28 protein-coding genes, 1 tRNA gene and 1 riboswitch are annotated in these 26700 nt (G+C 65.8%); of the genes, 16 read left to right on the forward strand and 13 right to left on the reverse strand.

All coding sequences use genetic code 11. From position 1 onward, the window contains the following. The first annotated feature begins 3 nt into the window (after positions 1 to 3). Both ACNHKD_RS00095 and ACNHKD_RS00100 read left to right on the forward strand, forming a co-directional pair. Entirely contained in the window at positions 4 to 951 is a 948-nt protein-coding gene (locus ACNHKD_RS00095; protein ID WP_442756945.1) for an alpha-E domain-containing protein, read from the forward strand. Between the two features lie 93 nt (positions 952 to 1044). Continuing rightward, positions 1045 to 1875: a transglutaminase family protein gene (locus ACNHKD_RS00100; RefSeq protein WP_442755099.1), complete on the forward strand. Its 831-nt coding sequence runs from the start codon at positions 1045 to 1047 to the stop codon at positions 1873 to 1875. Positions 1876 to 1920: 45 nt separating this feature from the next. Here ACNHKD_RS00100 and ACNHKD_RS00105 read toward each other — a convergent pair whose 3' ends face one another. Then, a complete protein-coding gene (locus tag ACNHKD_RS00105; protein ID WP_442755100.1) occupies positions 1921 to 2277 on the reverse strand; it encodes a transposase in 357 nt (118 codons plus the stop codon). Positions 2278 to 2602: 325 nt separating this feature from the next. Here ACNHKD_RS00105 and ACNHKD_RS00110 point away from each other — a divergent pair. The 5 genes from ACNHKD_RS00110 (at position 2603) to ACNHKD_RS00130 (ending at position 6982) form a co-directional block, all read left to right on the forward strand. Continuing rightward, positions 2603 to 2677 (forward strand) — tRNA-Thr (locus ACNHKD_RS00110). 162 nt (positions 2678 to 2839) lie between these two features. Further along, the gene (locus ACNHKD_RS00115; RefSeq protein ID WP_442755101.1) at positions 2840 to 3031 is read left to right on the forward strand and encodes a hypothetical protein; all 192 of its coding nucleotides are present in this window, start codon (positions 2840 to 2842) and stop codon (positions 3029 to 3031) included. Positions 3032 to 3264: 233 nt separating this feature from the next. Continuing rightward, complete coding sequence (locus ACNHKD_RS00120) at positions 3265 to 3456, forward strand: hypothetical protein (protein WP_442755102.1); 192 nt, start codon at positions 3265 to 3267, stop codon at positions 3454 to 3456. Positions 3457 to 3632: 176 nt separating this feature from the next. Further along, the gene (locus tag ACNHKD_RS00125; RefSeq protein ID WP_442755103.1) at positions 3633 to 4688 is read left to right on the forward strand and encodes an alkene reductase; all 1056 of its coding nucleotides are present in this window, start codon (positions 3633 to 3635) and stop codon (positions 4686 to 4688) included. 329 nt (positions 4689 to 5017) lie between these two features. Next, positions 5018 to 6982 (forward strand): beta-galactosidase, encoded by a 1965-nt coding sequence (locus ACNHKD_RS00130; protein ID WP_442755104.1) that lies wholly within the window; start codon positions 5018 to 5020, stop codon positions 6980 to 6982. On the opposite strand, the gene ACNHKD_RS00135 is transcribed toward ACNHKD_RS00130, so the two are convergent. Continuing rightward, a complete protein-coding gene (locus ACNHKD_RS00135; protein ID WP_442755105.1) occupies positions 6958 to 7236 on the reverse strand; it encodes a hypothetical protein in 279 nt (92 codons plus the stop codon). The two genes, ACNHKD_RS00130 and ACNHKD_RS00135, sit on opposite strands and share 25 nt — an antisense overlap. A gap of 77 nt (positions 7237 to 7313) precedes the next feature. Between ACNHKD_RS00135 and ACNHKD_RS00140 the strand changes: the two genes are divergently transcribed. Then, complete coding sequence (locus tag ACNHKD_RS00140; protein WP_442755106.1) at positions 7314 to 7718, forward strand: surface-adhesin E family protein; 405 nt, start codon at positions 7314 to 7316, stop codon at positions 7716 to 7718. A gap of 163 nt (positions 7719 to 7881) precedes the next feature. Beyond that, positions 7882 to 8121, forward strand: a complete 240-nt coding sequence (locus ACNHKD_RS00145; protein ID WP_442755107.1) for a hypothetical protein — start codon at positions 7882 to 7884, stop codon at positions 8119 to 8121. 36 nt (positions 8122 to 8157) lie between these two features. Here the strand turns inward: ACNHKD_RS00145 and ACNHKD_RS00150 are convergent, their stop codons facing one another. Then, positions 8158 to 12024 (reverse strand): translocation/assembly module TamB domain-containing protein, encoded by a 3867-nt coding sequence (locus ACNHKD_RS00150; RefSeq protein WP_442755108.1) that lies wholly within the window; start codon positions 12022 to 12024, stop codon positions 8158 to 8160. A gap of 1 nt (position 12025) precedes the next feature. Then, positions 12026 to 13981 carry an autotransporter assembly complex protein TamA gene (locus ACNHKD_RS00155; RefSeq protein ID WP_442755109.1) on the reverse strand — a complete coding sequence of 652 codons (1956 nt, stop codon included), beginning with the start codon at positions 13979 to 13981 and terminating at the stop codon, positions 12026 to 12028. Positions 13982 to 14426: 445 nt separating this feature from the next. Here ACNHKD_RS00155 and ACNHKD_RS00160 point away from each other — a divergent pair, with 445 nt between their 5' ends. Then, entirely contained in the window at positions 14427 to 15050 is a 624-nt protein-coding gene (locus tag ACNHKD_RS00160) for a PilZ domain-containing protein (RefSeq protein ID WP_442755110.1), read from the forward strand. Positions 15051 to 15224: 174 nt separating this feature from the next. Here ACNHKD_RS00160 and ACNHKD_RS00165 read toward each other — a convergent pair whose 3' ends face one another. The 6 genes from ACNHKD_RS00165 to ACNHKD_RS00190 all read right to left on the reverse strand — a co-directional run bounded on the left by ACNHKD_RS00165 (position 15225) and on the right by ACNHKD_RS00190 (position 20241). Continuing rightward, positions 15225 to 15617, reverse strand: a complete 393-nt coding sequence (locus ACNHKD_RS00165; protein WP_442755111.1) for a VOC family protein — start codon at positions 15615 to 15617, stop codon at positions 15225 to 15227. Then, positions 15607 to 16521, reverse strand: coding sequence for an SDR family NAD(P)-dependent oxidoreductase (locus ACNHKD_RS00170; protein WP_442755112.1), 915 nt, complete (start codon positions 16519 to 16521; stop codon positions 15607 to 15609). Before ACNHKD_RS00170 ends, ACNHKD_RS00165 begins: the two co-directional genes overlap by 11 nt. Positions 16522 to 16531: 10 nt before the next feature. Further along, positions 16532 to 17893: a thiamine phosphate synthase gene (locus ACNHKD_RS00175; protein ID WP_442755113.1), complete on the reverse strand. Its 1362-nt coding sequence runs from the start codon at positions 17891 to 17893 to the stop codon at positions 16532 to 16534. Between the two features lie 365 nt (positions 17894 to 18258). Beyond that, entirely contained in the window at positions 18259 to 19068 is an 810-nt protein-coding gene (locus ACNHKD_RS00180) for a thiazole synthase (protein WP_442755114.1), read from the reverse strand. Next, a complete protein-coding gene (gene thiS, locus ACNHKD_RS00185; protein WP_442755115.1) occupies positions 19065 to 19262 on the reverse strand; it encodes a sulfur carrier protein ThiS in 198 nt (65 codons plus the stop codon). The genes ACNHKD_RS00180 and thiS overlap by 4 nt, the downstream gene beginning before the upstream one ends. Beyond that, the gene (locus ACNHKD_RS00190; protein WP_442755116.1) at positions 19231 to 20241 is read right to left on the reverse strand and encodes an FAD-dependent oxidoreductase; all 1011 of its coding nucleotides are present in this window, start codon (positions 20239 to 20241) and stop codon (positions 19231 to 19233) included. Before ACNHKD_RS00190 ends, thiS begins: the two co-directional genes overlap by 32 nt. Positions 20242 to 20257: 16 nt before the next feature. Beyond that, positions 20258 to 20384, reverse strand: a riboswitch (TPP riboswitch). Between the two features lie 91 nt (positions 20385 to 20475). Here ACNHKD_RS00190 and ACNHKD_RS00195 point away from each other — a divergent pair. Beyond that, a complete protein-coding gene (locus ACNHKD_RS00195) occupies positions 20476 to 21114 on the forward strand; it encodes a hypothetical protein (RefSeq protein WP_442755117.1) in 639 nt (212 codons plus the stop codon). Positions 21115 to 21234: 120 nt separating this feature from the next. On the opposite strand, the gene ACNHKD_RS00200 is transcribed toward ACNHKD_RS00195, so the two are convergent. Together ACNHKD_RS00200 and ACNHKD_RS00205 are read right to left on the reverse strand one after the other, a co-directional pair. After that, entirely contained in the window at positions 21235 to 21618 is a 384-nt protein-coding gene (locus ACNHKD_RS00200) for a cell division protein ZapA (RefSeq protein WP_442755118.1), read from the reverse strand. A 3-nt stretch (positions 21619 to 21621) separates the two neighbouring features. Then, positions 21622 to 21945, reverse strand: a complete 324-nt coding sequence (locus ACNHKD_RS00205; RefSeq protein WP_442755119.1) for a DUF4164 family protein — start codon at positions 21943 to 21945, stop codon at positions 21622 to 21624. A gap of 274 nt (positions 21946 to 22219) precedes the next feature. Between ACNHKD_RS00205 and gap the strand changes: the two genes are divergently transcribed. The 5 genes from gap to hspQ all read left to right on the forward strand — a co-directional run bounded on the left by gap (position 22220) and on the right by hspQ (position 25596). Next, positions 22220 to 23227, forward strand: a complete 1008-nt coding sequence (gap, locus tag ACNHKD_RS00210) for a type I glyceraldehyde-3-phosphate dehydrogenase (RefSeq protein ID WP_442755120.1) — start codon at positions 22220 to 22222, stop codon at positions 23225 to 23227. 18 nt (positions 23228 to 23245) lie between these two features. Further along, positions 23246 to 23569 (forward strand): hypothetical protein, encoded by a 324-nt coding sequence (locus tag ACNHKD_RS00215; RefSeq protein WP_442755121.1) that lies wholly within the window; start codon positions 23246 to 23248, stop codon positions 23567 to 23569. Positions 23570 to 23618: 49 nt separating this feature from the next. Further along, positions 23619 to 23963, forward strand: coding sequence for a hypothetical protein (locus ACNHKD_RS00220; RefSeq protein WP_442755122.1), 345 nt, complete (start codon positions 23619 to 23621; stop codon positions 23961 to 23963). 5 nt (positions 23964 to 23968) lie between these two features. After that, positions 23969 to 25159, forward strand: a complete 1191-nt coding sequence (locus ACNHKD_RS00225) for a phosphoglycerate kinase (protein ID WP_442755123.1) — start codon at positions 23969 to 23971, stop codon at positions 25157 to 25159. A gap of 104 nt (positions 25160 to 25263) precedes the next feature. Then, the gene (gene hspQ / locus ACNHKD_RS00230; protein ID WP_442755124.1) at positions 25264 to 25596 is read left to right on the forward strand and encodes a heat shock protein HspQ; all 333 of its coding nucleotides are present in this window, start codon (positions 25264 to 25266) and stop codon (positions 25594 to 25596) included. Positions 25597 to 25795: 199 nt separating this feature from the next. Here hspQ and ACNHKD_RS00235 read toward each other — a convergent pair whose 3' ends face one another. Further along, positions 25796 to 26503 carry an invasion associated locus B family protein gene (locus tag ACNHKD_RS00235; protein WP_442755125.1) on the reverse strand — a complete coding sequence of 236 codons (708 nt, stop codon included), beginning with the start codon at positions 26501 to 26503 and terminating at the stop codon, positions 25796 to 25798. Positions 26504 to 26700: the final 197 nt, after the last annotated feature.

Below are 26700 nucleotides of genomic sequence, written 5' to 3' on the forward strand. Positions count from 1 at the left end.
CCCATGCTCTCCAGCACCGCCGACAATCTCTATTGGCTCGCGCGCTACATGGAGCGCGCGGATTTCCTCGCCCGCGCCATCGAAGCCTCGCGGCGCCTCGCCGCCCTGCCCAAGGCCTATGGCGGCGCGGACACGGAGTGGGAAAGCGTGCTGCTCTCCTCAGGCGCCGCGGTCGCCTTCGAGCAGACAGGCAAGCCGATCACCGAAGCGAATGTCATCGAGTTCCTCACCTTCTCGCGCGGCAATCCGAGTTCGATCCGCAACTGTCTCGAAAGCGCGCGCACCAACGCCCGCGCCGTGCGAACGGCGCTCACCGTCGAAATGTGGGAGGCGATCAACGGCGCCTATCTCGAATTGAAGGCGATGGAGGCGCGACGCGGCGCCTATTCCTCCGACGAACTCGGCCGCTTCCTCGAATTCGTGAAGCAGACCTCGCTCACCTATGACGGCGGCGCCTATCGCACCATGCTGCGCAACGACGCCTACTGGTTCTCGCGCGTCGGCCTCTTCGTCGAACGCGCCGACAACACGGCCCGTCTGCTCGACGTGAAATATCACGTGCTGCTTCCCGAGAAGGAAGTCGTCGGCGGCTCGCTCGATTACTTCCAGTGGGCCGCGATCCTGCGCGCCGTCTCGGCGCACACGGCCTATCACTGGGTCTATCGCACCAGCATGAAGCCCTGGCTCGTGGCGGATCTTCTCATCCTGCGGCCCGAAATGCCGCGCTCGCTCATCTCCTGCTATGAAAGCATCGTGCGCAATCTCGACAGCCTCGCACGCGCGCATGGCCGCCAGGGCGCCGCGCAGCGTCAGGCGCGCAGCGTCTACGGCAAGCTCGAGACGCTCACCATGGAAAGCGTCTTCCAGGGCGGGCTGCATGAATTCGTCCAGAGCTTCATCAGCGAGAATAACCGGCTCGGCGCGCTGATCTCCGAGCAATATCTCTTCTAACTCCCGCCGTTTTCCCATGGATCAATGGGAATGACGGCCCGCCGCGCGTCTCCCCCTCGGCGCGCGGCGGCTTCTTCTTTAGATGGACCGCTCATGCGCATCCGCATCCGCCATGAAACGACCTATCGCTATCTGGAGCCCGCGAAATCGGCGATTCAGCATTTGCGGCTGACGCCTCGCAATTTCGACGGGCAGCATGTGAAGGACTGGCGGATCGACGTCGACCGCGACTGCCGGCTGATGAGCTCCGAGGACGCCTTCGGAAATATCGTGCATCGCTTCACGGCCGATGGTCCCTTCGACTCCATCACAACGATGGTCGAGGGCGACGTCACGACCTTCGACACGGCGGGCGTGGCGTCGGGCGCGCTGGAGCGTTTTCCGCCGGCGCTCTATCTGCGCGAGACGCCGCTCACCGCGCCGAGCCCGGCCATCGTCGATTTCGCGCGCGCGGCGGCGAGGGGAGAGAGCGGCGCGCTCGCCGCGCTGCATGCGCTGCTCTCCGCGATCTACGACAGAATGGAATTCGACGCGGACGCGACGCACGCCGCGACGACGGCCGCCGAGTCCTTTGATCACGGGAAAGGCGTCTGCCAGGACTTCGCCCATCTCTTCATCGCCTGCGCGCGCGCAATCGGCGCGCCGGCCCGTTATGTCAGCGGCTATTATCTGCGCACGGACGGCGACGCGCAGGTTGCGGGCCATGCCTGGGCGGAAGCCTATGCCCCGAATCTCGGCTGGGTCGGCTTCGACCCAGCCCATGGCGTATCGCCGGGTGAACGCCATGTGCGGCTGGCCGTCGCGCTTGATTATCTGAGCGCGGCGCCCATTCGCGGCGCGCGCGCGGGCGGGGCGGGAGAGACCATGGAGATCAAGGTCCGCGTCGCGCCGGCGCAGACCCAAAGCCAGAGTCAGTCGCAATAGCCCGCGCTCGGTTCCGGACGCGGCGCCATCCGGTTGCGGCGCGCGTCAGGCCGCCCTGCCCTGGCCCGACCGGCGCGGCGGCAGGGCGGCGCCTTGTTTGCGCGCCCAACGCAGTCCGGCGGCGTCGTAGCGCAGTTCGGCGGCGCCATGCTTTTGCAACTCTTCGACCACGCGCGGCCAGACGCCTTTCTGCTCCCAGCGGTGGTAGCGCGTATAGGCCGTGTACCATTTGCCGAACTCCGCCGGGAGGTCACGCCAAGGCGAACCGCTGCGCGCGATCCAGAAAACCGCCTCGAGAAACAGCCGGTTGTCACGGCCATGGCAGCCGGGATCGCCCTCCTTCCCCGGCAGCAGCGGCGCCACGGCCGCCCAAAGCGCATCCGATAAAACCCTGTCAGCCACCCCAGCCTCCCATCAGTCATTTAAAACAACGGGGCCAGCCCCCCCGGCCCGAGAAACGCGCGGCCGACGCCCCCCTTCAGGGCCAGGGCGACCCGACGCTTCAGCGCAATCACGACGCGTTAATACTACTCTAGGTTGCATTCCATATCAACATGACCTTCACCATAAGCGGCGGGGCGGAGAATGCTGGCGGCGGGCGCGCTTAGCCTTTCCCGCCCGAAAAAAACGAGGATCTCGCCCGGGAAAACAACCCGGCTTGCGACTCGCGCCCGGCTGTGGCACAAGGCGCACGTCGCCGCCGGCTGCCGGCCTCGCGAATCTCAACGCTGCAGTAGCTCAGTGGTAGAGCACTCCCTTGGTAAGGGAGAGGTCGAGAGTTCAATCCTCTCTTGCAGCACCATCCCTCGGCGTTGTTCTCGGTTGGTCGTTTAAAGGCCGCCGTTCGCGCCGCTGGCGGTTGCGTGCGCTAAATAGCCAAGCTTGCTCCGCCCGGCGCCGGGCCCTTAGGCTCCAACATTGGGATGCGAATAACCGCATATCTCATCTTCATGCGGAGCATGTAATGGCGAAAAAAACGCTGGCGGACTACGCGCGGGAAAAATACGAACAGTCGCGCCGGAATTTGGGTTTGGCGGCGATCGACTTCTCGATCCCGGACGTCCAGCTCATCGAACTCAGAAAGGCCGTCCGTCTCGAGGCCGCCGAGGCGCGGCGGCTGAAGAAGAAGGGATTTTTCGGCTTTCTAAGATTCTGACGGATCAGCGCCCTCTCTTCCTGCTCGCCGAACGCCTCGATCAGGTCAAGACGCGCGCTCGCTTGTCACGTATTCGCGGCCTCGCGCGCCAGGGAGCCCGGCCGCAAGCATGGGCGCCAAATTTACGCCTGCTTGTTGGCTAGACATTATCCCTGACAATCCCGAGATCGCGGCCGCCGCAATTGTCTCCAAAGTCGATGCGCCGGCGACCGCGCCGAACCAGTGAAGGCGAAATGAGCGAGCGGAGTCCGACCCCTTTGGCCGTCGCCATTATGGGCCTGCTGCTGGCGATCATAAGCTATGCGGTAAAGGACGAAAGCCTCGGAAGACTGGTCTATGGTTCTGGCCTCCTGTCCGCCGGCTTCGCCCTGCTCCATTGGTTCGCGACGCCGGCTTCGGGAAAAAAAGCGCCGCCGAGGCTCTAATCCGCCGCCCGACGCCCCGGGGAAAGCGCCCGCGCACAGAGAACAGGCGCCCGCCCGCCAGTTGATTTCGCCGCGCGCGCGCCAGACGGCCGGGCGACGCCGACCCATTTCCCCGCCATGATCTTTGCGGTAGAAGCGGGCGCCAATGCTCCGCGGCGCGCCGCGACGGGACCGCCATGCCCACGCTCTTCGACCCCTTCCGCCTCGGCGACATCGACCTGCCCAACCGCATCGTCATGGCGCCGCTGACGCGCTGCCGCGCCGTCGACGGGCGCGCGCCCAATGCGCTGATGCGCGACTATTACGTGCAGCGGGCGGCCGCGGGCCTTATCCTCACGGAAGCGACCTCGGTCGCGCCCATGGGCGTCGGCTATCCCGACACGCCGGGCGTCTGGTCCGAGGCCCAGGTCGACGGCTGGCGCGAGATCGCCGAGGCGGTTCACGCGGCGGGCGGACGCATCATGCTACAGCTCTGGCATGTTGGCCGCATCTCGCATCCGGTCTATCTCCAAGGCGCCCTGCCGGTCGCGCCGAGCGCCATCGCCGCCGAGGGCCATGTCAGCCTGCTGCGGCCCAAGCAGCCCTATCCCGTCCCACGCGCGCTGGAGACGGAAGAAATCGCGGGCGTCGTCGCCGCCTATCGGCAGGGCGCGGAGAACGCCAGGCGCGCGGGCTTCGACGGCGTGGAGATCCATGGCGCCAACGGCTATCTGCTCGACCAGTTTTTGCAAGACGCCACGAACGAGCGCGCGGACCGTTATGGCGGCCCGATCGAGAACCGTGCGCGGCTGATGCTGGAAGTGACCGACGCCTGCATCGAGGTTTGGGGACCGGGGCGCGTCGGCATGCATCTCGCGCCGCGCGGCGACGCGCATTCCATGGGCGATTCCGATCCGAGAGCGACCTTCGGCTATGTCGCACGCGAACTCGGCAAGCGTCGGATCGCGTTTATCTGCGCGCGCGAGCGCCAGGGCGAGGACGCGATTGGCCCCTATCTCAAGAAGGAATTCGGCGGCCCCTTCATCGCCAATGAGAATTTTTCCTTCAAGACCGCGCAAGCCGCGCTCGCCGCCGGCGAGGCCGACGCCGTCGCTTTCGGCAAGCTCTTCATCGCCAATCCAGATCTCGTGGAGCGCTTCCGGCGCGCCGCGCCGCTCAACGAACCGAAGCCGGAAACTTTCTACGCGCGGGGACCCGAGGGCTATACGGACTATCCGACGCTGGAGAGCTGACAGAGGCGCGATACGCCCTCGCGCTCCAAGACGCCTGCTTTGCAGGCTCCTCAGCATGACGCGCCGCTTCCATGCCGAGCGCGATCACTCCCTGACGCCAACGTGGGCGAACTGGGATTCACGTCCTGGATACCGGGAACCGATGACGAAATCGAAGCGGCGGCCGAAGGCGACGACGTCGCCGAATGCGTCGCGTAGCCGAGGGCCTTCATCGTCATCCGTCGTTCTCCATTCGTGAACGGCTCGCCGTCGCAGCCGATCCGGGCCGTCATCGGACTGTTAAATTGCAAGGGCACGGCTCGCCCCTGCAAGATAGGCGAGCTTCCCTCATGACCACACAGAAACTCGGCGCCTGTTATTATCCCGAGCAATGGCCCGCCGCTCTTTGGGCAGAAGACGCCGCGCGCATGAAGGCGATGGGGCTCTCTTATGTGCGCATCGGGGAATTCGCCTGGTCGCGGCTGGAGCCCCGTCCCGGCGTCTATGAATTCAACTGGCTGCGCGAGGCGATCGACACCCTTCATGCGGCCGGCCTCGACGTCGTTCTCGGCACGCCCACCGCGACGCCCCCCAAATGGCTGGTCGACGCCATGCCCGACATGCTGGCGCGCGACGCCGAGGGACGGCCGCGCAAATTCGGCTCGCGCCGCCATTACTGCTTCAGCCATGAAGGCTATGGGCGCGAATGCGACCGCATCGTCACGCGCCTTGCGGAAGAATTCGGCGCGCATCCCGGTCTCGCCGCCTGGCAGACGGACAATGAATATGGCTGTCACGATACGGTCGAGAGCTATTCCGATGCGGCGCTTCTCGCCTTTCGCAAATGGTGCCGGACGAAATACGGTTCGATCGAGGCGCTGAACGCCGCATGGGGGAATGTCTTCTGGTCCATGGAGGTGACGGACTTCGATTCCATCGACTTGCCGAACCTCACCGTCACCGAAGCCAATCCCGCGCACCTCCTCGACTTCCGGCGCTTCTCGTCGGATCAGGTCGCCGCCTTCAACAGGCGACAGGTCGAGATTATCCGCAATCATTCGCCGGGTCGGCCGATCCTGCACAATTTCATGGGCGCTTTCACGGCCTTCGATCATTTCGCGGTGTCGCGAGATCTCGACGCCGCGAGCTGGGACAGCTATCCGCTCGGCTTTCTCGAACGCAGCGCCAATGACGACGCCTTCAAGGCGCGCTACATGCGCGTGGGCGATCCGGATTTTCAGGCGTTCCATCACGATCTTTATCGCGGCTGCGGACGCGGGCGCTGGTGGGTGATGGAGCAGCAGCCTGGTCCCGTGAACTGGGCGCCCTGGAACCCCGCCCCCGCCAGGGGCGCGGTGCGCATGTGGACCTTCGAGGCTTTCGCCGCGGGCGCCGAGACGGTGAGCTATTTCCGTTGGCGCCAGGCGCCTTTCGCTCAGGAGCAAATGCACGAAGCGCTGCTTCTGCCGAACTCGGAAGCCAATGAAGCCTGCCATGACGTCGAAACGATCGCGCGAGAGCTTGCGTCGCTTAACGCGCGCGTAGAGACAAAGCGTGCGGATGTCCTCCTTATTTTCGATTATGAAAGCGAATGGGCCTGGAAGATCCAGCCGCAGGGACGCGACTTCTCCTATTTCGAACTCGTGCTGCATTTCTATCGCGGCCTGCGTCGCGCCGGGCTTTCCGTCGATATCGGCCCGCCGGACGCCGAGACGGTTCGGGATCGCAAGCTCGTGCTGCTGCCGGGATTGTTCGCCGCCTCGGACGCATTCGTGGACGCGCTGGCGAAAAGCGCGGCGCTTGTGCTGACGGGGCCGCGCTCGGGCTCGAAGACCTCCGACTTCCAGATCCCGCCGGGCCTGCCGCCCGGCGCGCTGCGCAAGCTCATCGACCTGCGCGTGCGGCGGGTCGAGAGCCTGCGGCCGGGCGTTCTCATCGGCGCCGAAACCGGCCATTTTGAACGATGGCGCGAATTTCTGATTCTCGGAGAGGACGTTGAATGCGTGATCGCCTCCGGCGAGGCCGAATGCGCGCTCGCGCGTCATGGAAAGCATTGCTATCTCGCCGGTTGGCCGGATGAGACGCTGCTCGACGCCGTGCTTTCGAAACTCTTTGAGGAAGCGGGCGTCGAAGCGGCGCCCCCGCCGCGCGACATTCGCATCCGCGACAATGGCGGTCTTCGCTACGTCTTCAATTACGGCCCCGAGCCCGTCGATGTCTCATCGCTCGTAGGCGGCGCGAATCTCCTGCTCGGCGACAGGACGCTGCCGCCCTGCGGCGTCGCCGCCTTTCAGCTCGCCGAGAGGAGAAAATAGAGCACATAGGCGCAAATCATCAGGATGGCGAAGATCAGCGACCAGGCGATCCAGACCTTGAAGAGACGGCGCTCCTCCTGAAGGCCCGGCCGCTTTTTCACCGCGCGGATGTAAAGGCCGATCAGAAAGACCGCGACAAGGCAGATATAGAGCGAGATGAGGGCGGTGATCTGCGCGGTGTATTTTTCCGCGAGCTCCGGCGTCGGCGCGCCGTTGAAGAGGGCGGAGACCAGTTCGCTCAATGAGAAACCCATGCAATTCTCCGGCGCCGCGTCTTGCGCTTTCGCGAAAGGATGGAAAACTGTCGCGATCAAGCGATGGAGGCGGCCCCATGCGAATAAACGCTTTTCTTCTCATCCTCGCGCAGATCCCATGCGCCCCCGCCGCTTATGCGGATTGGTCGCTTGTCTGGCGTGACGGCTTTTCCAGAATTTACCTCGACCCCGCCTCGCTGAAGAAGCTCGACGACGGTTCGATCCTCGTCAAGGCGCTCACCGACTACGATCCGCATTCGCCGGAAGCCATCGACTTCAAGCTCGCGGAGAAGGGCCTTTCCAAGATCGAGAGCGCGCGCTTCGATTGCGCGAAGAACGCTTATCGCTCGGACGGCGGAAGCTGGTTTGCGGGACATATGGCGACGGGCGCCGCGCGCGGCGATTATCCGGCGAAAGCGACATGGACGAAAACGCCGTCTTTCTATCGGGCGCTCGCTGAAAAAATCTGCGCAGTTCCGTGACGGCGCCAGTGGCTCCCCTTTACGGGGAGGTCGGCGGTCGAAGACCGCCGAGGTGGGGTCCGCGCCGGCATGTGCGGGCCCGCACAGCTCTTCCGCTCGCATGCGCGCATTCTGACCACGGTTCCTGTTGCGCCGAACCACCGGTTCGGAGAAGGAGCGAAAAATGTTGCGTAAAATTGCGATTGTCACGGCGCTCGCCGGCGTTCTCGCGTTCCCGTCGGCCTCTTTCGCGCATGGCTGGGGCGGCCATGGCGGCTGGCATGGCGGCGGCTGGCACGGCGGCTGGCATGGCCCGCATTGGGGCTGGGGCGGCGGCCGCTGGTGGGGCGGAAGCTGGTATCCCTACGGAACGGGATCCTGCTGGCGTCCGGGTTATGCCGGCTGGGTCTGGGTTTGCGGTTGATGAAACGCTCTCGGGCGCCGCGCCGTCGCGGCGCCCTCAATATTCGTGCTCGATCCCGACGCCCATCGACGTCTTGCCGTCGACCGACGTCTCGCTCTGCAGGCGCACGCCGCGCGTGACGTCGACGCCCACATTCACCGAGGTCTGTTCGGGCTTGACGCCCGTCTTCACGCCGACGCTCACGCCATCCATGATGTAGCGCGACGCGCCGATGGTCGGACCGTTGGCGCCGCCGGCGTCCAGATCGAGAGAATCGACGCCGAGCGATTTCCGCATCTTTTCGAAAGCGTCGACGCCGGTCGCCGCGCCGGAAAATTGCGCGAGCGCCGCCGCGAGTTGCACCGCCTGGAACGGCGTGAGCGAACCGGAGGCTTTCGCGAAGAGCAGGCGCGACAACACTTCGTCCTGCGGCATTTCCGGCGTCGACGAGAAAGCGAAGACCGGCGTCGCCGCCGGTCCCGAGACGCCGATACGCGCGGTAATGTCGGCGGCCGTGGTCTCGGCCATGAAATCGAGCTGCGGCGCGAGGCCGCCGGCGAAGGAGAGCTTGCCGCGCGTAATGTCGATGCGCTGCGTCAGGAGCTGCATCTTGCCGCGCCGCAGATCGAAGCCGCCGATGACATTGGGCTTCTGGATTGTGCCGCCGATCTTGAGATCGCCGCCGAACTCCGCGTCAATGCCGCGCCCGCGCACGAAAATCTTGTTGGGCGCGGAAAGCGCGAGATCGAGCGCGGCGTCGAAATTGGATTTGCGGCCCGCTTTTTCCTTCTGCTTTCGCTCCAGTGCGAGCATCTGCGCGGCGAAGCCCTTCGCGTCGATATGCGTCGAGCCGGGAAGCGGCCTGAGATTGGCGGGTAGCCGATCCGGGACGCTCACCTCCATCAGATCGAGATTGACCTTGCCCGCAACCTTTGGATTGCGCGCGAGCGGGCCGCCGACCGTGAGGTCGAGGTCGCCGACCGTATTCACGATGTCGGTGCTCGCGAGCTGCGCATTATTGGCGACGATGCGCAGCGAACCGGGCATGCCCGCATCGGGCGCTACTGTCACGCGGCCGGCGACGGCGAGCTGGCCCCCATTCTTCGTCTGCGCGGTGAGGCCGTTGATGGTGAGGTCATGGCCGCGTCCTTCGATCCTGCCATTTATTTTCGCGAAGCTCACGCCGTTCAGCGGATCGTTGAAGGCGCCATCCGCGATTGCGATCGCGCCGCCAATGACCGGGTTGGCGGCGGGGCCCGAGAGGCGCAGATCGACATTCGCCTTGCCCGCGACCGTTTGCCCGTTCGCCGCAAGCATGGCGTTGGCGATCGAGGCGTTGAGCGCGCCCTTCGCGGCGAGATCGAGCGCCCCTTCGCCGAGCGGCGCCGAGCCCGTAATCTTGAGCCTGCCTGCCGCGCCCAGCGCAATGTCGGCGTCGACGCTGGTGCGCGAATTGGACAGACGACCGCTCGCCGCGGCGTCGATCGCCGGCAGGCCGCTCGCGCGCAATTGCGGCGCCGAGACCTTCGTCGCCTTCACCCGCCAATCGCCCATGGGCGCGGCCTTCGTCCCGGTGATGCGCGCTTCGGCCTCCACCGTCCCGTCGAGGCCGAGCGATGGATCGACGATCGACGCGACGGAAAGCGGAACGGCGCGCGCTTTCGCCGTGAGATCGAAGCGCTCGCCGACGACGCCGTCCAAATCGAACCGCCCCGAACCGAGCGCGACGGAAAGACCGCGCAAATTCATCGCGCCGCGCTGGACAGTCACGACAGCGGGCTGGGCGAGCGCAACCTTTTTTCCCGCACGCTGCGCGGAAAAAGAGGCGATGTCGAGCTGCGTGATCTCGCCCGGCGTCAAGGTCGCCCGGCTCGCAATGTTGAAGCCGCGCGCGTCGAGCGAAAGATCGAGCGCGGCCGCGCCATTGCCCGCGGGTCGGGCGAGAAGGCGCGCCTTGCCGATCGTCTCGCCGCCGATGCGGGCGTTGTCGAGCGAGACCTCGCCGTCGAGCGCGGGGCGCCGATAGAGATCGCGCGCCGAGAATTTGGCGCCCAGTCGCGCGATGGAGGCGCCATTGGCTTCCATGCCGGCGCCCGTCGCGTCGACGGCGACATTCTGCCCGCCGCCCGCGGCGTCGAGCGCCAAGTCGGCGTTGAGCCGGCCCGCGAGCCTTTGCAGGGCGAGCGCGGAAAGATCGTTGAGATCAGGCGCGGCGATGGCCAACCGCCCGCTCGCAAGCCCGGCCTCGTCCAGCGCCAGGGCGCCTTTCGCCGTCGCGCTTCCTATGGCGAGGTCGAGCTCATCGAGCTTCCAGCCGGCGCCGGCTTTCGCCAGCGAGAAACGGCCCGCCGCCTTTTTGCGGTCGACGATCCCGTTGAGGGTCGCAAGCGCGGTGAGCTGGCCGAGCACGTCATGCGCTTCGCCCTGCAAGGTCAGCTTTGGAATCGGACGACCGTCGGCCGTCGCGTTTTCCAGCATCGCCGTGAGCGTCGCGTCCGGCTTGTCGAGCGCGCCCGACACGTGCGCCGCGAGATTGGCGCGGCCCGTGAGCGGCAGGCCGGCATATTTCAGGTCGGGAAGGTCGAGCCTCGCCTCGACCGCCGCTTTCTCCTTCGTCGCCTCGCCGTCGATGAGCGCCGAGAGATGGGCGCCGTTCAGAGCGAGCTTGTCGAAGGAGAAGCCGCCATTCGGGCGCGTCGCGACCTTGCCGGATAGAGAGAGCCGTTCGCCGACGAGCCCGTCCACGGCGGCGACGCCTGAGCCGAGCCCTGTGACGGAGCCGTCGAGCGAAGCGGTCGCCGCCCCCTTTCGCGGCGCGCCGGAAAGATCGGCCGAGAGCTCAAGCGCGCCGCGCAGGTCGCGCCCCGCAAGGCGCGAGAAACGGCCAAGGTCGGGGGCGGACAGGCGCAGAGTCCCCTGCCCCTCGCCATCGGCGGAAAGACGCCCCGAGGCGCCGAGTTGGAAAGCCGAGGCCGTGACCGCGAGCCGGTCGAGCGCCGCTGCGCGGTCATCGGAGACACGCCCATTCGCTTCGATCTTCGTCGTCTCGGCGAATAGGGGCGCGAGATCGCGCGGGAGCAAATCGGCGAGGCGCGCGGTCAGATCGAGATCGACGCGGCGCTCGGCGCCCTCACGCGCGATCTTCGCCGAGCCCTCGGCGCCGGCCTCGCCCGCCCGGGCGGCGATTTTCGCCTCGAACGCGTCGAGCGTTCCGTCGCCGTCGATCGACGCTTCCACCGGCGGCAGGCCGGGGATTTTGGCGAGGCGCGCAATGAGGCCGTCGCCGGGCTCCGACGCCGAGAGTTTGATATGCAGCTCCCCGTCGCCGGGCCGGTAGCCCGCATCGGCGCGGATCGAGCCCGGCGCGTCAAGGCGTTCGGCGAGAAGCTTCGCGCTCGCATTCGCGCCAGTGAGCTCCGCGCCGGCCGTGATGGAGAGCGTCGCCGCGGCGCCCGCGACGGGCTCGGCGAAGACGAGCTTTGCGAGCGCCAATTCGCCCAGCCGCACGCTGACAGGCAGTTTCGGGGGAAAGGCCGTCGCGCCCGCTTTCGTCTCCGTCTTCTTCGCCTCCGCGCCGGACGCCGGGCGGCGCAGAATGTCGACTTCGCCAATGTCGACACGGTCGATATTAAGCTTCAGCCCGAGAAGCGTGAAGCGGGACCATTTGGCGTTGACGCGATCGACCTTGAGCCACGGACCGTCACGATCGGAAATAACGATTCCATGAATGGACGGCGTCGACGACAGCACGCCGTCGATGGCGCCGATCTCGACCTTCATATCCGGCGAGGAAACGGCGTCCGACGCCATGCGCGCGAGCGAGCGCCCGCCCGCCTCGCTATTGAGCCATGTAACGCAAGCCGTGATGGCGAGGGCGGCCAGAGCGGCGACGCCGGCGCCGATGCCAAGAGAGCGCCTGCGCATCTTAAAAGCTTTCTCCAATGCCGATGAAGAGCGCGAACCGGCTGTCGGTCGGCCGCGGATTGAGCGGCGTCGCGAGATCGACGCGGATCGGACCAATGCCTGTGTAGTAGCGGAGGCCGACGCCCGCCGCCACGCGCATGGTGGAGCCGAAATCCGGCCAGGGCGTCGAGAAGGCGGCGCCCGCGTCGAGGAACGGCACGACGCCGATATTCTGCGTGATCCTGATGCGCGCTTCGGCGGAGGTCTCGAAGAGGCTCAGGCCGCCCGTCGGCCAGCCGAAGCCGTTTTCCGGGCTGATGGAGCGATAGCGATAGCCGCGCACCGAGCCGCCGCCGCCGGCGAAGAAGCGGCGGTTGGCCGGCGCGTCCTCGATTGACGCGCCGACAATGGAGCCCGCCGCGACGCGGCCCGCAAGGATGTACCAGGCGTCTTCATCCAGCGCGTAATAGGCCGAGGCCTGCCCCTTGGACTCCACCATGCTGACGCCATGCGGCAGCGCCTTCACATAGGGCGCGAGGCGGGCGTTGACGCGAACGCCCCGCGTCGGCGCCAGCGCATTGTCGATCGTATCGTAAGTCCCCGAAATCGGAAAGCCGAGCAGCGAATAATCGTGTAGGCCGTAAACGTCGAAATATTGCCCGCCCTCGACTTCGATCCCCGCCTGAACCGACGCCGCGTCGCTGAAACGATGGCGGACCGCGCCGTTGAAATTGCCGTAAGCCGCCCAGTAATAAATCGTGCGCTCGCGCACGGCGGAGGCGTCGAGCAGCAGATCGTTGCGCGTGCCGGCGAGCGCCGGCTTGAGGAAGCTGAGACGCGCGGCGCCGACCAGATTGCTCGCTTTCAGCTCCGGAAAGGAAATGAAAGCCGAGGAGTTGTTGTAATAGGCGAGCCCGCCTTCGAGATCGAAACGCAAACGCTCCGCGCCGCCGAAGAGATTGCGGTCGACCCAATAGGTCCTCAGAGACGGGCCGTTGATGTTCGAGAACATCGCCGAGGCGCCGATCGCATGGCGCTTGCGCTCGCTCGTCTCGACAAGGATCGGCAGATTGCCGTTCTTGTCGAGATGGGCGCCGTCCTCGACCTTCACGCCGCCGAGCGCCTCGATGCGCGCGACGGATTTGCGCGTGTCGGCGAGCTTCTTGGGACTGTAGGGCTCGCCCTCCTCCAGATAGATGAAGGAGCGGATCACCGCCGGATCGACGCCCGGCGAGCCCGAAAGCTCGACGGCGCCGACGCCCGCTTTGGGCCCGGGATCGATGGTCAGCGCCACATCCATCACATGCTCTTTGTGAAAGATCACGGGGCGCGACGAGACGACCCTGGCGAGCGGATAGGATTTCTCGCGCAACTGATCAATCCATTCGGCCTCGCGCGCCTGAAGCGCCGCCGCGCGCGCGGGATCGTCGGGATTGCTGTCGAAAGCCTTGCGCGAGAAAAGCGCCGGATCGATCGGCGCGTTGGTGCGCGCGTCATAGACGACGACGTGGCGCAGCGTGAAGAGCGGGCCGGGGTCGATCTCGAAGACAACCGGCGCGAGCGCCGTCCCGCGAAAGCGCTCGGCCGCCGCCGCTGCGGCTTCGGCGCCCTCGCCTTCGGCCGAGATGTAAACGCCCGCGACGCTTGCGCGCACGGAGGCGCCGAAATAGCCGCTCGCCCAAAGCGCGTCCGAAATGCGCGGATAATCCGCAACGACGCGGCGCACGAGGCCGACGCCCGAACTCGGGGAATCGAGGCGCAGGCGCCAGCTATTGGCGGCGTCCATGAGCGTCTGCTCCAGCTTGCCGTCGTCCAGCCCCTTGAACTCCAGCTCATAGGCGACCGCGTCGGGACGAGGCTGCGCCTTTTCGGGCGCGCCGAAGACGCCGAAAAAGTCGAAGCCGCGCGCGTTCGACAGCGGAGCGAGCGTCAAACCGCAGCAAACGACAGAACTTACAAGAAACCGCAGCGACGTCACTTGAAACCTGCAAACTTCCTTAAACTCAACCATAAAACCAAATGGCCGGCAGGTCCATTTCATTAAGGTTGTCGCGGGCTTCGTAGTTAACAATTATTGAAAGGGCGCGGCGCGCGAGCTGCCGACGACCGAGCCGACACCCGACCTACAAAGGGGAATATTTTCTGCCCGGGGAGCGTTCGGAATTATGAAACGAATTCGCCCCGCGGCCGCGTTTTCGACCGTCGAAGAGGCCAAACAGGCGGCGCCAATGAAATAAGACGCTTAGCGGCGAACGCGTAAATTTGTTTCGATCAACGCAGTTTTTCGCATACGGCGTTCGACGAAAGCGTCGTCAAAAACGTCGCGCGCAACTTTTTGTCGCAATCTCTCTCCTGTAGCCTTTCTCGCATCAAACCTGAGCATCCTCCCTGGAGGCGCGGCTGCAGGACGGCGACAAAGGATAATGGCGGATTCGACAATGGGCGTGAATCTCCTCCACTCGATCAATCATTTTGAGATCGATCGCTCGCAACGCGTCCAGATCGCCTTTCAGGGACGCTACATGCTTCTTAAGTCCAATGAAGAATATCCGTGCCGGACGTTCGAGATCTCGCCAAGCGAGGTTTCGTTCTTCGCCCCGGTCGTCGCCATGCCGGGCGAGAAGGTGGTTCTCTATCTCAACGAACTCGGGCGCTTCACCGGGGCCGTCTCCCGCGCGACGGAGACCGGCTTCGAGATGAGCCTCCAGTTGACGCCGAAAAAGCGTGACCGACTCGCCGACCAGCTCACCTGGTACGCCAACCGTTCGACCATGGACATTGAAGAGCGGCGGCGCCATGACCGCATCGTGCCGCTGATGGATCTCACCGTGCTGCGCCTCACGCGCGGCGACGAGCACATTGTGCGGATCCGCAGCCTGTCGCTCTCCGGCGTCTCAATCGAGACGGACCATGTCATCCCGATGGGAGCCGAGGTGATGGTGGGGAATACGCCGGCGAAGGTCGTGCGCATTGACGACGAGGGCGTCGCCTGCGAATTCGTCAAGCACTTCCGCCCCGGCGAGATCGACGAGACGACGCGTCTTTGATAACGCCCCGCGCGCTTCGAGACGCCTGCTTTGCAGGCTCCCCAGCGTGAGGGGCTTCTTCTTTCCGCGCTAAACACTCAGGCCTCATCCAGAGGAGCGAGCGAAGCTCGCGTCTCAAAGGACGAGGCCGCTCCGGTCTTTGGCCGAGGAATCTCGCGGCGCCAAGGCGGCGCGTCACATCGGCTTCGGCGTCATCCAGGCGACGACGGCGCCGCCGGGCTCCGCGAGCACGGCCATGCGGCCGACCCCGGGAATGTCGAAGGCGTCCTTGCAGATTTTCGCGCCCGCATCGACGGCTTTCCTCAGCCGCGCGTCAATGTCGTCGACCGCGATATAGGTCAGCCAATGCTCCGGGACGCCCTCGAATTGCGGGCCGGCCATTTCGAACATGCCTCCGACGCGAGCTTCGCCCGACATGATGATCCAATAGGTCATGTCCGGCATGGGCATGGCGTCGAAGCGCCAGCCCAGCGCATCGGCGTAGAATTTCTGCGCCCGCGCGATGTCGCGAACAGCGAGCTCGCTCCAGCACACGACGCCGTGGACGAACTGTGTCTCATCCGCCATCTTGCTCTCCTTTGGTGGAAGCGGCCGCGAGCCTTTCGCGCAGCGCTGAGAAACCCAATTGGCGATCCGTCAGCCAATCGACGAGCCGCATCGGCATGAGGCCCGGCAGCGTCCAGCCAAGGAACCTGTTTTTCATGACGGGGATGCGAAGCGGCGCGCGCCGCGCGGTCAAGGCGCGCCGCACGGCGGCCGCCACGATCTCCGGTCCGGGCGCCGAACGGCCTTCCTCCACGGCCCATTTCTGCATGCGGCGCACGGCGGGGCCATACGCCGTATCGTCGAAATGCGCGAAGTCGGCGCTTTCGGCCTTGTCCCAGATGGGCGTCGCGATCATGCCGGGCTCGATGAGAACGACCTCGATTCCATAAACCTTCAACTCGCGACGCAGCGCATCGGACATGCCTTCGAGCGCGAATTTGGAGGCGTTGTAGGCGCCCAGAAACGGCGAGGCGAAACGGCCGGCGACCGAGCTCATCATCACGATGCGGCCCGGCGTCCGCGCCAGAGGCTGGCGCGCGCCGAGCAGCGGCGCAAAGGCCTGCGTGACCTGAAGCTGGCCGATGAGATTGATCTCCAATTGGCGCCGCAGTTCGGGGATGGGCAGATGCAGCAGCGGCCCCGGCACGGCGACGCCGGCGTTATTGACGAGGCCCGCGAGCGTCGCGCCCTGAAGCCATGACCCGACCGCCTGCGCGCCCGTCGAAACCGCCTCGGCGTCCGTGACGTCGAAAAAGAGCGGCGCGAAGCGCGCGCCGAAACGCGCCTCGAGCCTCTCCGCGTCGGCCGCCTTGCGTACGGAGCCGAAGACGAAGAAGCCCGCCTGAACGAGAGAGGCGACGCAGGCCGCGCCAATGCCGGTGGAGGCGCCGGTGACGACGACGGCGCGCTTCGATCCATTGGTCATGCCCGGTTCCTCATTCGGCCAGCAGGCGCGTCAAAACGTCGGTCGTCGAAGCGTCCGCGCGGCCATCGACCAGCGTCCGACGGAAATGACGCTGGAAGGCGGCGACGGTCGCGACCGTGTCTTCGTCGTATATGCCCGTCTCGGAGATTTTGTAGCCGAAACTGGCGAGCTGGCTTTGCAGATGGGAGACGGCGGCACCCGCCATGCCAGCCTCGAGCGCGGGGCCGCCGCCCGGCGACGCTGCCGGACAGCGCCCGACGCCGGCCTGCGCAAGCGCCTCCCAGGGAAAGAATTCCCCGGGATCGATCTTGCGGCGCGGCGCGATGTCGGAATGGGCGAGCACGCGCTCGGGCGCGATCTTGCGCCGCTCGCATATGTCGCGCGAGAGCGCGATGACGGCCTCGATTTGAGCCCGCGGGAAAGGATGCGGGTCGATATGGCCAGGATGCGCGATCTCGATTCCGATCGAAGCCGAATTCATGTCCGTCTCGCCGGCCCAATAGCTCGCGCCCGCATGCCAGGCGCGCCGCGTTTCGGGCACGAGCTGGAGAACGCGGCCATCCCCCTCGACGAAGTAATGCGCCGAAACCTCGCGGATCGGGGAGCAGAGAAGCTCGAGCGCGCTCTCCGCCGTCGGCATGCCGGTGTAGTGCAGAATCAGCGCCGAGACGGGTTTCGCGCGCGGGCCGTGATTGGGGGATGGAAAAGCGATGGCCCCGGCGTGATCCGGCGCAAAGCTTTTCGTCAGTTCCGGCGCCTCGCGCCATGGCGCCGTCGCCGTCACCCATTCCACCGTGCGCGCCTCGGGATCGGCGGCGCGCAGAATGTCGGTGACGACGCAGGCGCTGTCGGCGCCCGAGGCGAGCGCGAGACAGGCGCGCGCCGGCGTCAGGCCGCCAATGGCGACGAGCGGAACGTCGCCGATGCGCTTCTTCCATCGCGAGAGCTTTTCGAGCCCCTGCGGCGCGAATTTCATCTCCTTCAAGAGCGTCGGCCAAACGGGGCCGAGCGCGACGTAATCCGGCGAGAGCGACAGCGCGCGCTCGAGCTCCGCGTCGTCATGCGTCGAGACGCCGAGCTTCACGCCGTGGCGCCGCAGCGCGGGGATGTCCGCGTCGTTAAGGTCGCCCTGGCCGAGATGCACGAAGTCGCAACCGGCGTCGATCGCGAGGCGCCAATAGTCATTGACGACGAGCTGGGCGCCGGCCGCGCGGCAGAGATCGTGCGCGCGGGCGATCTCCCGGCGCACTTCCAACTCCGGCCTGTCCTTCACCCGCAATTGCACGAGCTTCACGCCGAGAGGGAGAAGCCGCGTCAGCCAATCGGAACGGTCGACGATAAGATAGAAGGGGTCCAGATTCAGTGCCGGCATGAGCGAGGGTCTACCTTGTTTGGCGTCATTTTGCGACGCCGCGATCCGGATTCATAATAGAACGCCGCTTACGGAGCGTTTCCGATCCGATTCGCTTTCTTGAAGACCTCGGCCTGCAAATGCCGGTCGTTTCGCGAACGGCGAATTTGAACGCGAATTGGGCGGCCTCGCCCAACTCGTCTTCACGCGCCCGTCCCTGCATTTCGCGCCTCTCGACAAAATAATTGATAAGCCGAGAGAAGATTGTTCGCGTTTCAAATGGCTTCGTCTTGAAGCTGTCCCTCACGCAGGCGGAGTCGCCGATTGAGCGGCTCCGTTACGGTTCTTTGGCGATCGTCTAAGACGCCGGGCGTGATCGACGGCGCCTAATCCATCCCCCCGAACGCCCGGCCAATGACCGGCGTCGAGGGTTCCGCCATATCGCGGGGCGTCATGGGCCTGGCGCGATAGGCGAGCCGTCCCGCCTCCGTCGCAAGGCCGAAGGCGCGAGCCATCGCGACCGGATCGCCCGCGCGCGAAACCGCCGTGTTGAGCAGCACGGCGTCGTAGCCCATCTCCATCACCGCGACCGCGTGCGACGGCGCCCCGAGCCCGGCGTCGACGACGAGGGGAACGTCCGGGAAATGCGCCCGCAGCGCCCGTAGCGCGAAGGCGTTGTTGACGCCGCGGCCCGAGCCGATCGGCGCCGCCCAGGGCATGAGCAGCTTGCAGCCGGCGTCGAGCAGCTTCTCGGCGACGACGAGATCGTCGGTCGTGTAGGGAAAGACCTTGAAGCCCTCGGAGCCAAGCGCCTTCGCCGCCTCGACGAGGCCGAAGACGTCCGGCTGCAGCGTGTCTTCCTCGCCGATGACCTCGAGCTTGACCCAGTCCGTCCCGAAGACCTCGCGCGCCATCTGCGCGGTCGCAATCGCTTCCTTCGCGGTGCGGCAGCCCGCGGTATTGGGCAGCACCCGCACGCCCGTCTCGCGCACCAGGCCCCAGAAGCTCTCGCCCGCCCGCGAGCCGCCGGCCTCGCGGCGCAGAGACACGGTCACGATCTCGCAGGCGCTGGCGCGAATGGCCTCGGCGAGGATAGCGGGCGACGGATAGCGCGCCGTGCCGAGCAGCAGGCGCGAATGCAGGGCGGCGCCATAGAAGACGACCGGGTCGGCGGGGATCTCGGCTTTCACGTTCATCCGCCCTGCCTCGGCGTCACGATCTCCACCGCGTCGCCTTCATGCAGGACGACCTTGTCGCGGTCCTTGTCGCGCACGAATTCCTGGTTGAGGGCGGTGCCGACCTTCTGGTCCTCATAGCCCAATTCGCGCAGCAGGGCCTCCAGCGTGGTGGCCTCGACCTCACGCGGACGCCCGTTCACCTGAATCCGCATCCATGACCTCCGGGAAGTAGGCGCCCCCAAGAACGACCTCGGCAGCCCGCCGCGCCAGCGCCGGGGCAAGCAGGAAACCATGCCTGTAGAGCCCGTTTATATAGATCGTGCGCCCGCGCAGGATAAGGCGCGGCAGGTTGTCCGGAAAGGCGGGGCGCACGTCCGAGCCCGTCTCGACGACCTCCGCCTCGGCGAAGGCGGGGTGGATGGCGAAGGCGGAGTTGACGAGCTCCACCACCGAGCGCGCCGTGACCCGGGCGCGCTCCTCATTCTCGATCATGGTCGCGCCGACCATGAATAGCCCCTCGCCGCGCGGCACGACATAGACCGGCCGGCGCGGATGCAGCATGCGGACCGGGCGCGCGAGCGAGATTTCCTCGCTGCGCAAAATGAGCATCTCGCCCTTGACGCCGCGCAGCTTCTCCAGCGCGTCCCGGGCGGCGAAGCCCCGGCAGTCGATCGTCCAGTCCGGCGCGGCCGCCAGGCTCCCGGCGCCCGCGCCGAAATGCTGCGCGACATGAGGCAGCGCGGCGAGCCGGCTGGCGAGGGCCTGCAAGGCCGCGCGCGGATCGAGATGCGCCTCCTGGGAAAAATAAAGCGCTTCCTCGAAGCGCCCGGCGAGGTCCGGCTCCAGCGCGGCGACGCCCGCGGCGTCGAGACGCTGGAAACGCTCCGTGCGGCGGGCGAAGTCGGCAAGCTCGGCGCTTTCACGCGGCGCCGGGACGACGAGGCTTCCGGCGACCGTCGCGACCGGGACCTCGCGGGTCCAAAAACCGAGCGCCTCCCGCCCCAGTTCGGCGACGAGCGGCTCGGCGCTCTCCAGTTCGCACCAGGGCGCGATCATTCCGCCCGCGAAGCGCGAGCAGCCCTGGCCCGGCGCGGCCGCGCGCTCGACAAGCTCGACCTCCGCCCCGGCGCGCGCCAGCGCATAAGCCGCGCAGAGGCCGGCGACCCCCGCCCCGATCACGCGCGCGAGCACGACGCGTCCCTTATGGGTAGAAGATTTGACACCATCCCTCCGCCAGCAGTGAACTGGATCAGGTTCGAAGGGTCGCCGCGCCGGCGTCATCCGACGCCTCTACGGCCTCTCAGCCCCCTGGCGGGGCTCCCCCGGCGCGCCGAGAATCGCGCCAAAAGCCCCTCTGCGTCAAGCGCCACGGCGGCGCCGAATGACGGTTGTGTGGCGGCGAGCAGGCTTGCAAGACAGACAGCGATGGCCCAATTTCAAACCAACGACAACGCGCGCAAGAGAGCAAAACGCCGCGCCTATCCGGGAGAGAAATACATGTTCGCCAATTTCCGCGCGGCCCTCGCCTCGGTCCTCGTCGCCGGCGCCGTCGGCCTCGCCCCGCCCGCAGAAGCCGCCAAGCTCGGCCCCTATTTCCCGATCCCGAACGGCTTCAACCTGAACGGCGTCGCCCGCGACTCGCTCCTCGCCATCCAGTCGAGCTGGCTGAAGAACGGCCTCGACAATCTGGAGAAGGCCAGGAAGGAGACGGAAGCCGCCCTCGAAAAGGCGAAGGCTGACGCGGCGGATCAGGCTCCCGCGCTGGAGGCGAAGCTGAAGGATATCGACAAGCTGATCGAGGACACCAAAGCCGAAATCGCCCTCGCGACCGACGCGTCGCCCGACCACGCGGTCCAGAAGGAGCGCAAGGACAAGCTGCTCGGCAATGTCAACCAGTGGATCAATGAGCTGGACCGCATGGCCACCGAACAGATGAAGATCGCCATCATGTCGGACGGCGGCGTCGCCATGACGGCAGAGAAGCTTAACCACCAATATTCGACTTTCGCCGACGAGCTCCAGAAAGCGAAGCGCGACGCCAGCGTCGAGAATTGGGGGAAGTAGAAACCCTTCGAGCAAAGCCAAAGCGCAGCGATTGCAGCCCCGCCCCTCACCCTAGCTCTCTCCCGGTTTCACGGGGAGAGGATTGGGGCAAGGGGCGCGCGCTCGGATGAACCTCAGGCCCTAAATCGGAAAATCATCCTTGACCGCCGGCTTCTGCAATTCCGCATTGAGCTGCTCGATCCGGCGCGCGGCGTCCTCTATCGCCGCCGCCGCCCGCGCTTCCAGCGCGGCGGCGGCCTTCCTTACGGAATCAAGCTCCGCGCGCAAAGCCGCGAGATCCATCTCCATGGCCTGCGCCTTGCCGCGCGCGTCGGTCGCCTCGTCGGCGATGGCGAGCGCCGCCATCACCACGATGCGCTGCTCGCCAATGTCCTTGAAGCCGTCCTTCATCGAAAGGATCTTGCTCTCGACATAGCGGGCGAGCTGCTCGAGACGCGGCTCCTCGCCGTCGTCGCAGGAAAGACGATAGGTGCGCCCGGCGATGGCGACGACGACGGCCGCCATGGGCTAGTCCACCCGCCGAACGGCCGACACCGCCGCCCCGAGCGCCGCAGCGACCCCCGCTCCCGCCCCGTCGAGCCGGCGCAGCACCTCGTCGCGCGCCTTCTCCAACGCGCTGACGCGGGCGAGCGCGGCGTCGAGATCAAGGGCGAGCCGACCCCGGTCGTCCTGCATGATGGCGAGCTCCTCCTCCAGCTCGGCGCTGGACACGTCGTCCTCGAGCTTCAGGGCCGCCGTGCGTTCGAGCTGGTCAAGCGCCGTCTTGAGTCGGGAAAGCGCGGCTTCGACCTTCTCGGCGGATGTGTCGGCGGGCTTCTCGGAATATGTCATCGCCGGGCGGCGCCCTATTTCTCACGGCGGAAAAGGTTGCGGCCGGCTCGCGCCGATTCGCCGCAACGCGTTGGTAGCATGAATCGGGCGAATCCCAAGGCGCCTCGCTCCCGGCCTCGCCCGGAAGACGCGCGGCGGGGCGACGCGTTGACAGGGGGGCGCGAGGTGCTATCACACCCTCGCCTCGACACTTAAAGGCCCGGCGCGCGGCGCGCAGACGCAGCCGGGCGGAAGCCGCCTTCCTCGAGCCGGCGGCGACAAGGAGAATTTCCAAATGACCGTGAGAGTGGCCATCAACGGCTTCGGGCGCATCGGCCGCAACATCCTCCGCTACATCGTCGAATCGGGCCGAACCGACCTGGAGGTCGTCGCCGTCAACGATCTGGGCCCGGTCGAGACCAACGCCCATCTGCTGCGCTACGACTCGGTCCATGGCCGCTTCCCCCACGAGGTGAAGGTTGACGGCGACACGATCGACGCGGGCCGGGGCAAGATCAAGGTCACCGCCATCAAGAACCCCGCCGAGCTGCCCTATAAGGAGCTGGGCGTCGACGTCGCGTTGGAGTGCACCGGCCTGTTCACCGCGCGCGAAAAGGCGAAGCTGCTTCTCGACGCGGGCGCCAGGCGCGTGCTCGTTTCGGCGCCGGGCGACGGCGCGGACCTCACGGTCGTCTACGGCGTCAATCATGACAAGCTGACCAGGGATCACCTGATCGTCTCCAACGCCTCCTGCACGACGAACTGTCTCGCGCCGGTCGCGAAGGTGCTCCACGACGCCATCGGCATCGAGAAGGGGATCATGACGACGATCCACTCCTATACGGGCGACCAGCCGACGCTCGACACGTTCCACAAGGACCTCTACCGCGCCCGCGCGGCCGCGCTGTCCATGATCCCGACCTCGACGGGCGCCGCCAAGGCTGTGGGCCTCGTGCTCCCCGAACTCAACGGCAAGCTCGACGGCTACGCGATCCGCGTGCCGACGCCGAACGTCTCCTGCGTGGACCTTAAATTCGTCGCCAAGCGCCCGACCAGCAGGGACGAGGTCCACGCGGCCATCAAGGCGGCGGCCGACGGCCCGATGAAGGGCGTGCTGGCCTATACGACTGAGAAGCTCGTCTCCATCGACTTCAATCACAACCCCGCCTCGTCGACCTTCCATCTCGACCAGACAAAGGTGATGGACGGCAATCTCGTCTCGATCCTGAGCTGGTACGACAATGAGTGGGGTTTCTCCGGCCGCATGACCGATACGGCGGCGCTGATCGGCTCGCTGATCTGAGGCAGGTGGAGCAGCTGTATGTCCAACGAACAGGAAATGGCCGATGTTTCTGACCGTAAGCTATCGGTTGCCGACCTTGCGCAGGAAATCAATCGCGCCTTTCCTGATCTGAAATGCCTGAGATGCGGCGGAGAAAAATTCTTCTTGAGCCGCCAGTCAGTTATGGGCCCTATCTCGCAAACGGAAGATGGCGTTGCGCGCATTGCGGGCGGACATTTGGAAACGGTTGCGTTATCGTGTCCTCGATGCGGCTTCGTTGAGCAACATTTGGTTAAAATCCTTCTTGAAGCGCCCAAACCTATTCCCGTGGTAAATTCAGATGGCCGAGATCGTCCCCTTTGAACCCAACCGCAAAGGGTCTAGCTCAGATTCCGGAGGACCGGAGGATCCCATGCTCGAAGCCCGCGTTGGCCGTCTTGAAGAAAAGGTTGACCGGATTGAAGCGATTCTCCTGCGCCTAGAGCCAAAAAACACAGAAGCGCTGCTCACCGGCGCAAAGCAAGCCGACCTCAACAAGCTTCAACTGCAGTTGACGGAGCTGCAGGGCAGCGTCGCTAAGCAAGTCGATCTTCAAAAAGTCCAATCCGACCTTGCGGAAGCCAAAGGCAAATTGTCTGGCGTGGAAGCGCGTTTTTCCTCTCTCCCGACGACCTGGACGATGCTCGGCCTCGTTTTCACCACTTGGGCGCTCGGCTCCGGCATCCTCATCTTCGCGATGAACTACCTCAAAAAGTGAGACAGATGACCTTCCGCACCCTCGACGACGTCGACGTCAAAGGCAAACGCGTTCTCCTGCGCGTCGATCTCAACGTGCCGATGGAGGAGGGCCGCGTGACCGACGCGACCCGCATCGAACGCATTCTTCCGACGATCAACGAACTCGCCGACAAGGGCGCGAAGGTCGTCCTGCTCTCGCATTTCGGCCGGCCGAAGGGCCAGCGCGTCGAAGAGGATTCGCTGCGCCACGTGCTGCCGACGCTCGAACATTATCTCAAGCGCAAGGTCGCCTTCGCCGACGATTGCGTGGGCGCGCCCGCGGGAGCCGTCATCGCCGCGATGAAGGGGGGCGACGTCGCGCTCCTTGAAAACACCCGCTACCACAAGGGCGAGGAGACGAACGATCCGGCTTTCGTCGACGAGGTCGCGAAGCTCGGGGACCTCTTCGTCAACGACGCCTTCTCGGCCGCGCATCGCGCCCACGCCACGACGGAAGGGATCGCCCATAAGCTCCCCGCCATTGCAGGGCGCGCCATGCAGGCGGAGCTGGAGGCGCTGGAGTCGGCGCTCGCCAATCCGGCGCGCCCGGTGATGGCGGTCGTCGGCGGCGCCAAGGTCTCCACCAAGCTTGAATTGCTCGGCAATCTTGTGACCAAAGTCGACTATCTCGTCATTGGCGGCGGCATGGCCAACACTTTCCTCGCCGCGCAGGGCAAGGCGGTTGGCAAGTCGCTCTGCGAGCATGATCTCGCCGGCACGGCGCGCGAAATTCTCGAAAAAGCGAAGGCGGCCAATTGCACGGTCGTCCTGCCCGTCGACGCCACCGTCGCGCAGAAATTCGAGGCGCATGCGCCGTCCCACATCGTCTCCGTCGACCATGTCGGCGCCGACGACATGATCCTCGATGTCGGGCCGAAATCCGTCGCCCATGTCGAGAGCCTGCTCGCGAGGTGCAAGACGCTCGTCTGGAACGGCCCCTTCGGCGCCTTCGAGTCGCCGCCCTTCGACGAGGGCACCAACGCCGTCGCGCAGACCGCCGCGCGCCTCACGGTTGAAGGCAAGCTCCTCTCTGTGGCCGGCGGCGGCGACACGGTCGCGGCGCTCAATCAGGCGCACGCGGGACAGGAATTTTCCTATGTCTCGACCGCCGGCGGCGCCTTTCTGGAATGGCTCGAGGGCAAGACGCTGCCTGGCGTCGCCGCCCTAAAGGTTTGACAGACAAGCGGTTATGCGCGGCGCCGCATCGCACCGTTGACGCGGGCGACGGCGCTGCGCTACCAAAATGCGAGCGTAAAATCCGCGTTAAAGGCGTCGCAAGAATGCCGAAAGAGAATATCGCCAAATTCGGGATCGGGCAGGTCGTGAAGCACCGCCGCTATCCGTTCAGAGGCGTCATCTATGACGTCGATCCCGTATTCGCCAATACCGAGGAATGGTGGCTGTCGATCCCCGAGGAGTTGCGCCCGCGCAAGGACCAGCCCTTCTACCACCTCTTTGCGGAAAACGCCGAAACGGAATATGTGGCCTATGTGTCGGAGCAGAATCTCGTGCCCGACACTTCCGGCGATCCGGTCCGCCATCCGCAGGTCGAGGAGACGTTCGAGCGCGACGAAGACGGCGTCTACCGGATGCGCACGCCGAAAAGGCACTGATTTTCCGGTATCAGCGAGGCTGTCATCGCGAGGGGCGGAAGCAATAAAGCGATCGCGAGCGGGGTGACGCGCGCGGGATCGCTTGGCTTCGTCGCCATGGCGGCCGCCTGCGACGCCAAGTCGTCAAAAGACGCAGCGCCTCAAAAGAAAACGCCCGCGCTTCTCGCGCGGGCGCCTTCGAGTTCGTCGAACGAAAAGCTTATTTCTTCTCGGCCGGCGCGGCGCCCTTGGCCTCGAGCTTCTTGCGCTCTTCCTCGGCCTTCTTCTGCAGTTCTTCCTGGAGCTTCTTCTGCTGCTCCTCGAGCACCTTCGGGTCGATGGCCGGACCGTCGAAAGCTTTGCCGAAATTGTTCAGCGGCAGATAGAAAGTGACCTCGGCGTTGGCCTGGTTCTTGACGATGACCGTCATCTGCTGGGCCTTCTTCATGCCGTCGACCAGGGCCTTCTTGACCTTGGCTTCGGCGAAGCAGCCGTTCGGGAAGCAGATTTCGAAGGCGCCCGATTCCATCGCGCCCTTGTCGACCGCAAAGCGGAAGCCCGGCTTCAGCATCAGTCCCGGCGGCAGGAGCAGGCGGATGATCTTGGTGTCGTCGGCCTTGGGGTCGTAGACGGCCAGCGCGAGCAACGGCTGGGGCGCGTCGCCTTCCTTCGCGGCGGCGCCGAAATCGCGGGTCGTGTAGCAGATTTCCTTCTTGGTCGCCGGATCGGAGCCGCAGACCTTGGTCCAGTCGGGCTGGACGGGCTGCAGCGTGGCCGTGATCGGGCCCTGCGGCTGCGCGCCCGCGGGCGCCTGCTGCTGGGCCGGGGCGCCGGCCGCCGGGGCCTGCTGGGCCTGCGCCGAAGCGCCGGCGAGCAGGAATGCGCCTGCCAGCGCGACCGCGGCGGACCGCGAGAAGAGGATCGACATTTCCGAAGTCCCTTTCGATTGTCTGCTAGCCGGGGCCTTTCCGGCTCTCGCAAAGAGTTTTTGTTGTCGCGTCGTCGCGCGGGGCCGCCCGCACCGGGCGCGAAAAATGAAACGCCGTGGAACCCTTGCCCCTGTCGCGGTTTCTCTCCGGCGCGGTCTCGCGCCGGATCGACGGCAAAGCTCTTACATTGTCGGCG

The sequence above is a fragment of the Methylocystis sp. JAN1 genome (assembly GCF_052186135.1).
Taxonomy (GTDB): Bacteria; Pseudomonadota; Alphaproteobacteria; order Rhizobiales; family Beijerinckiaceae; genus Methylocystis.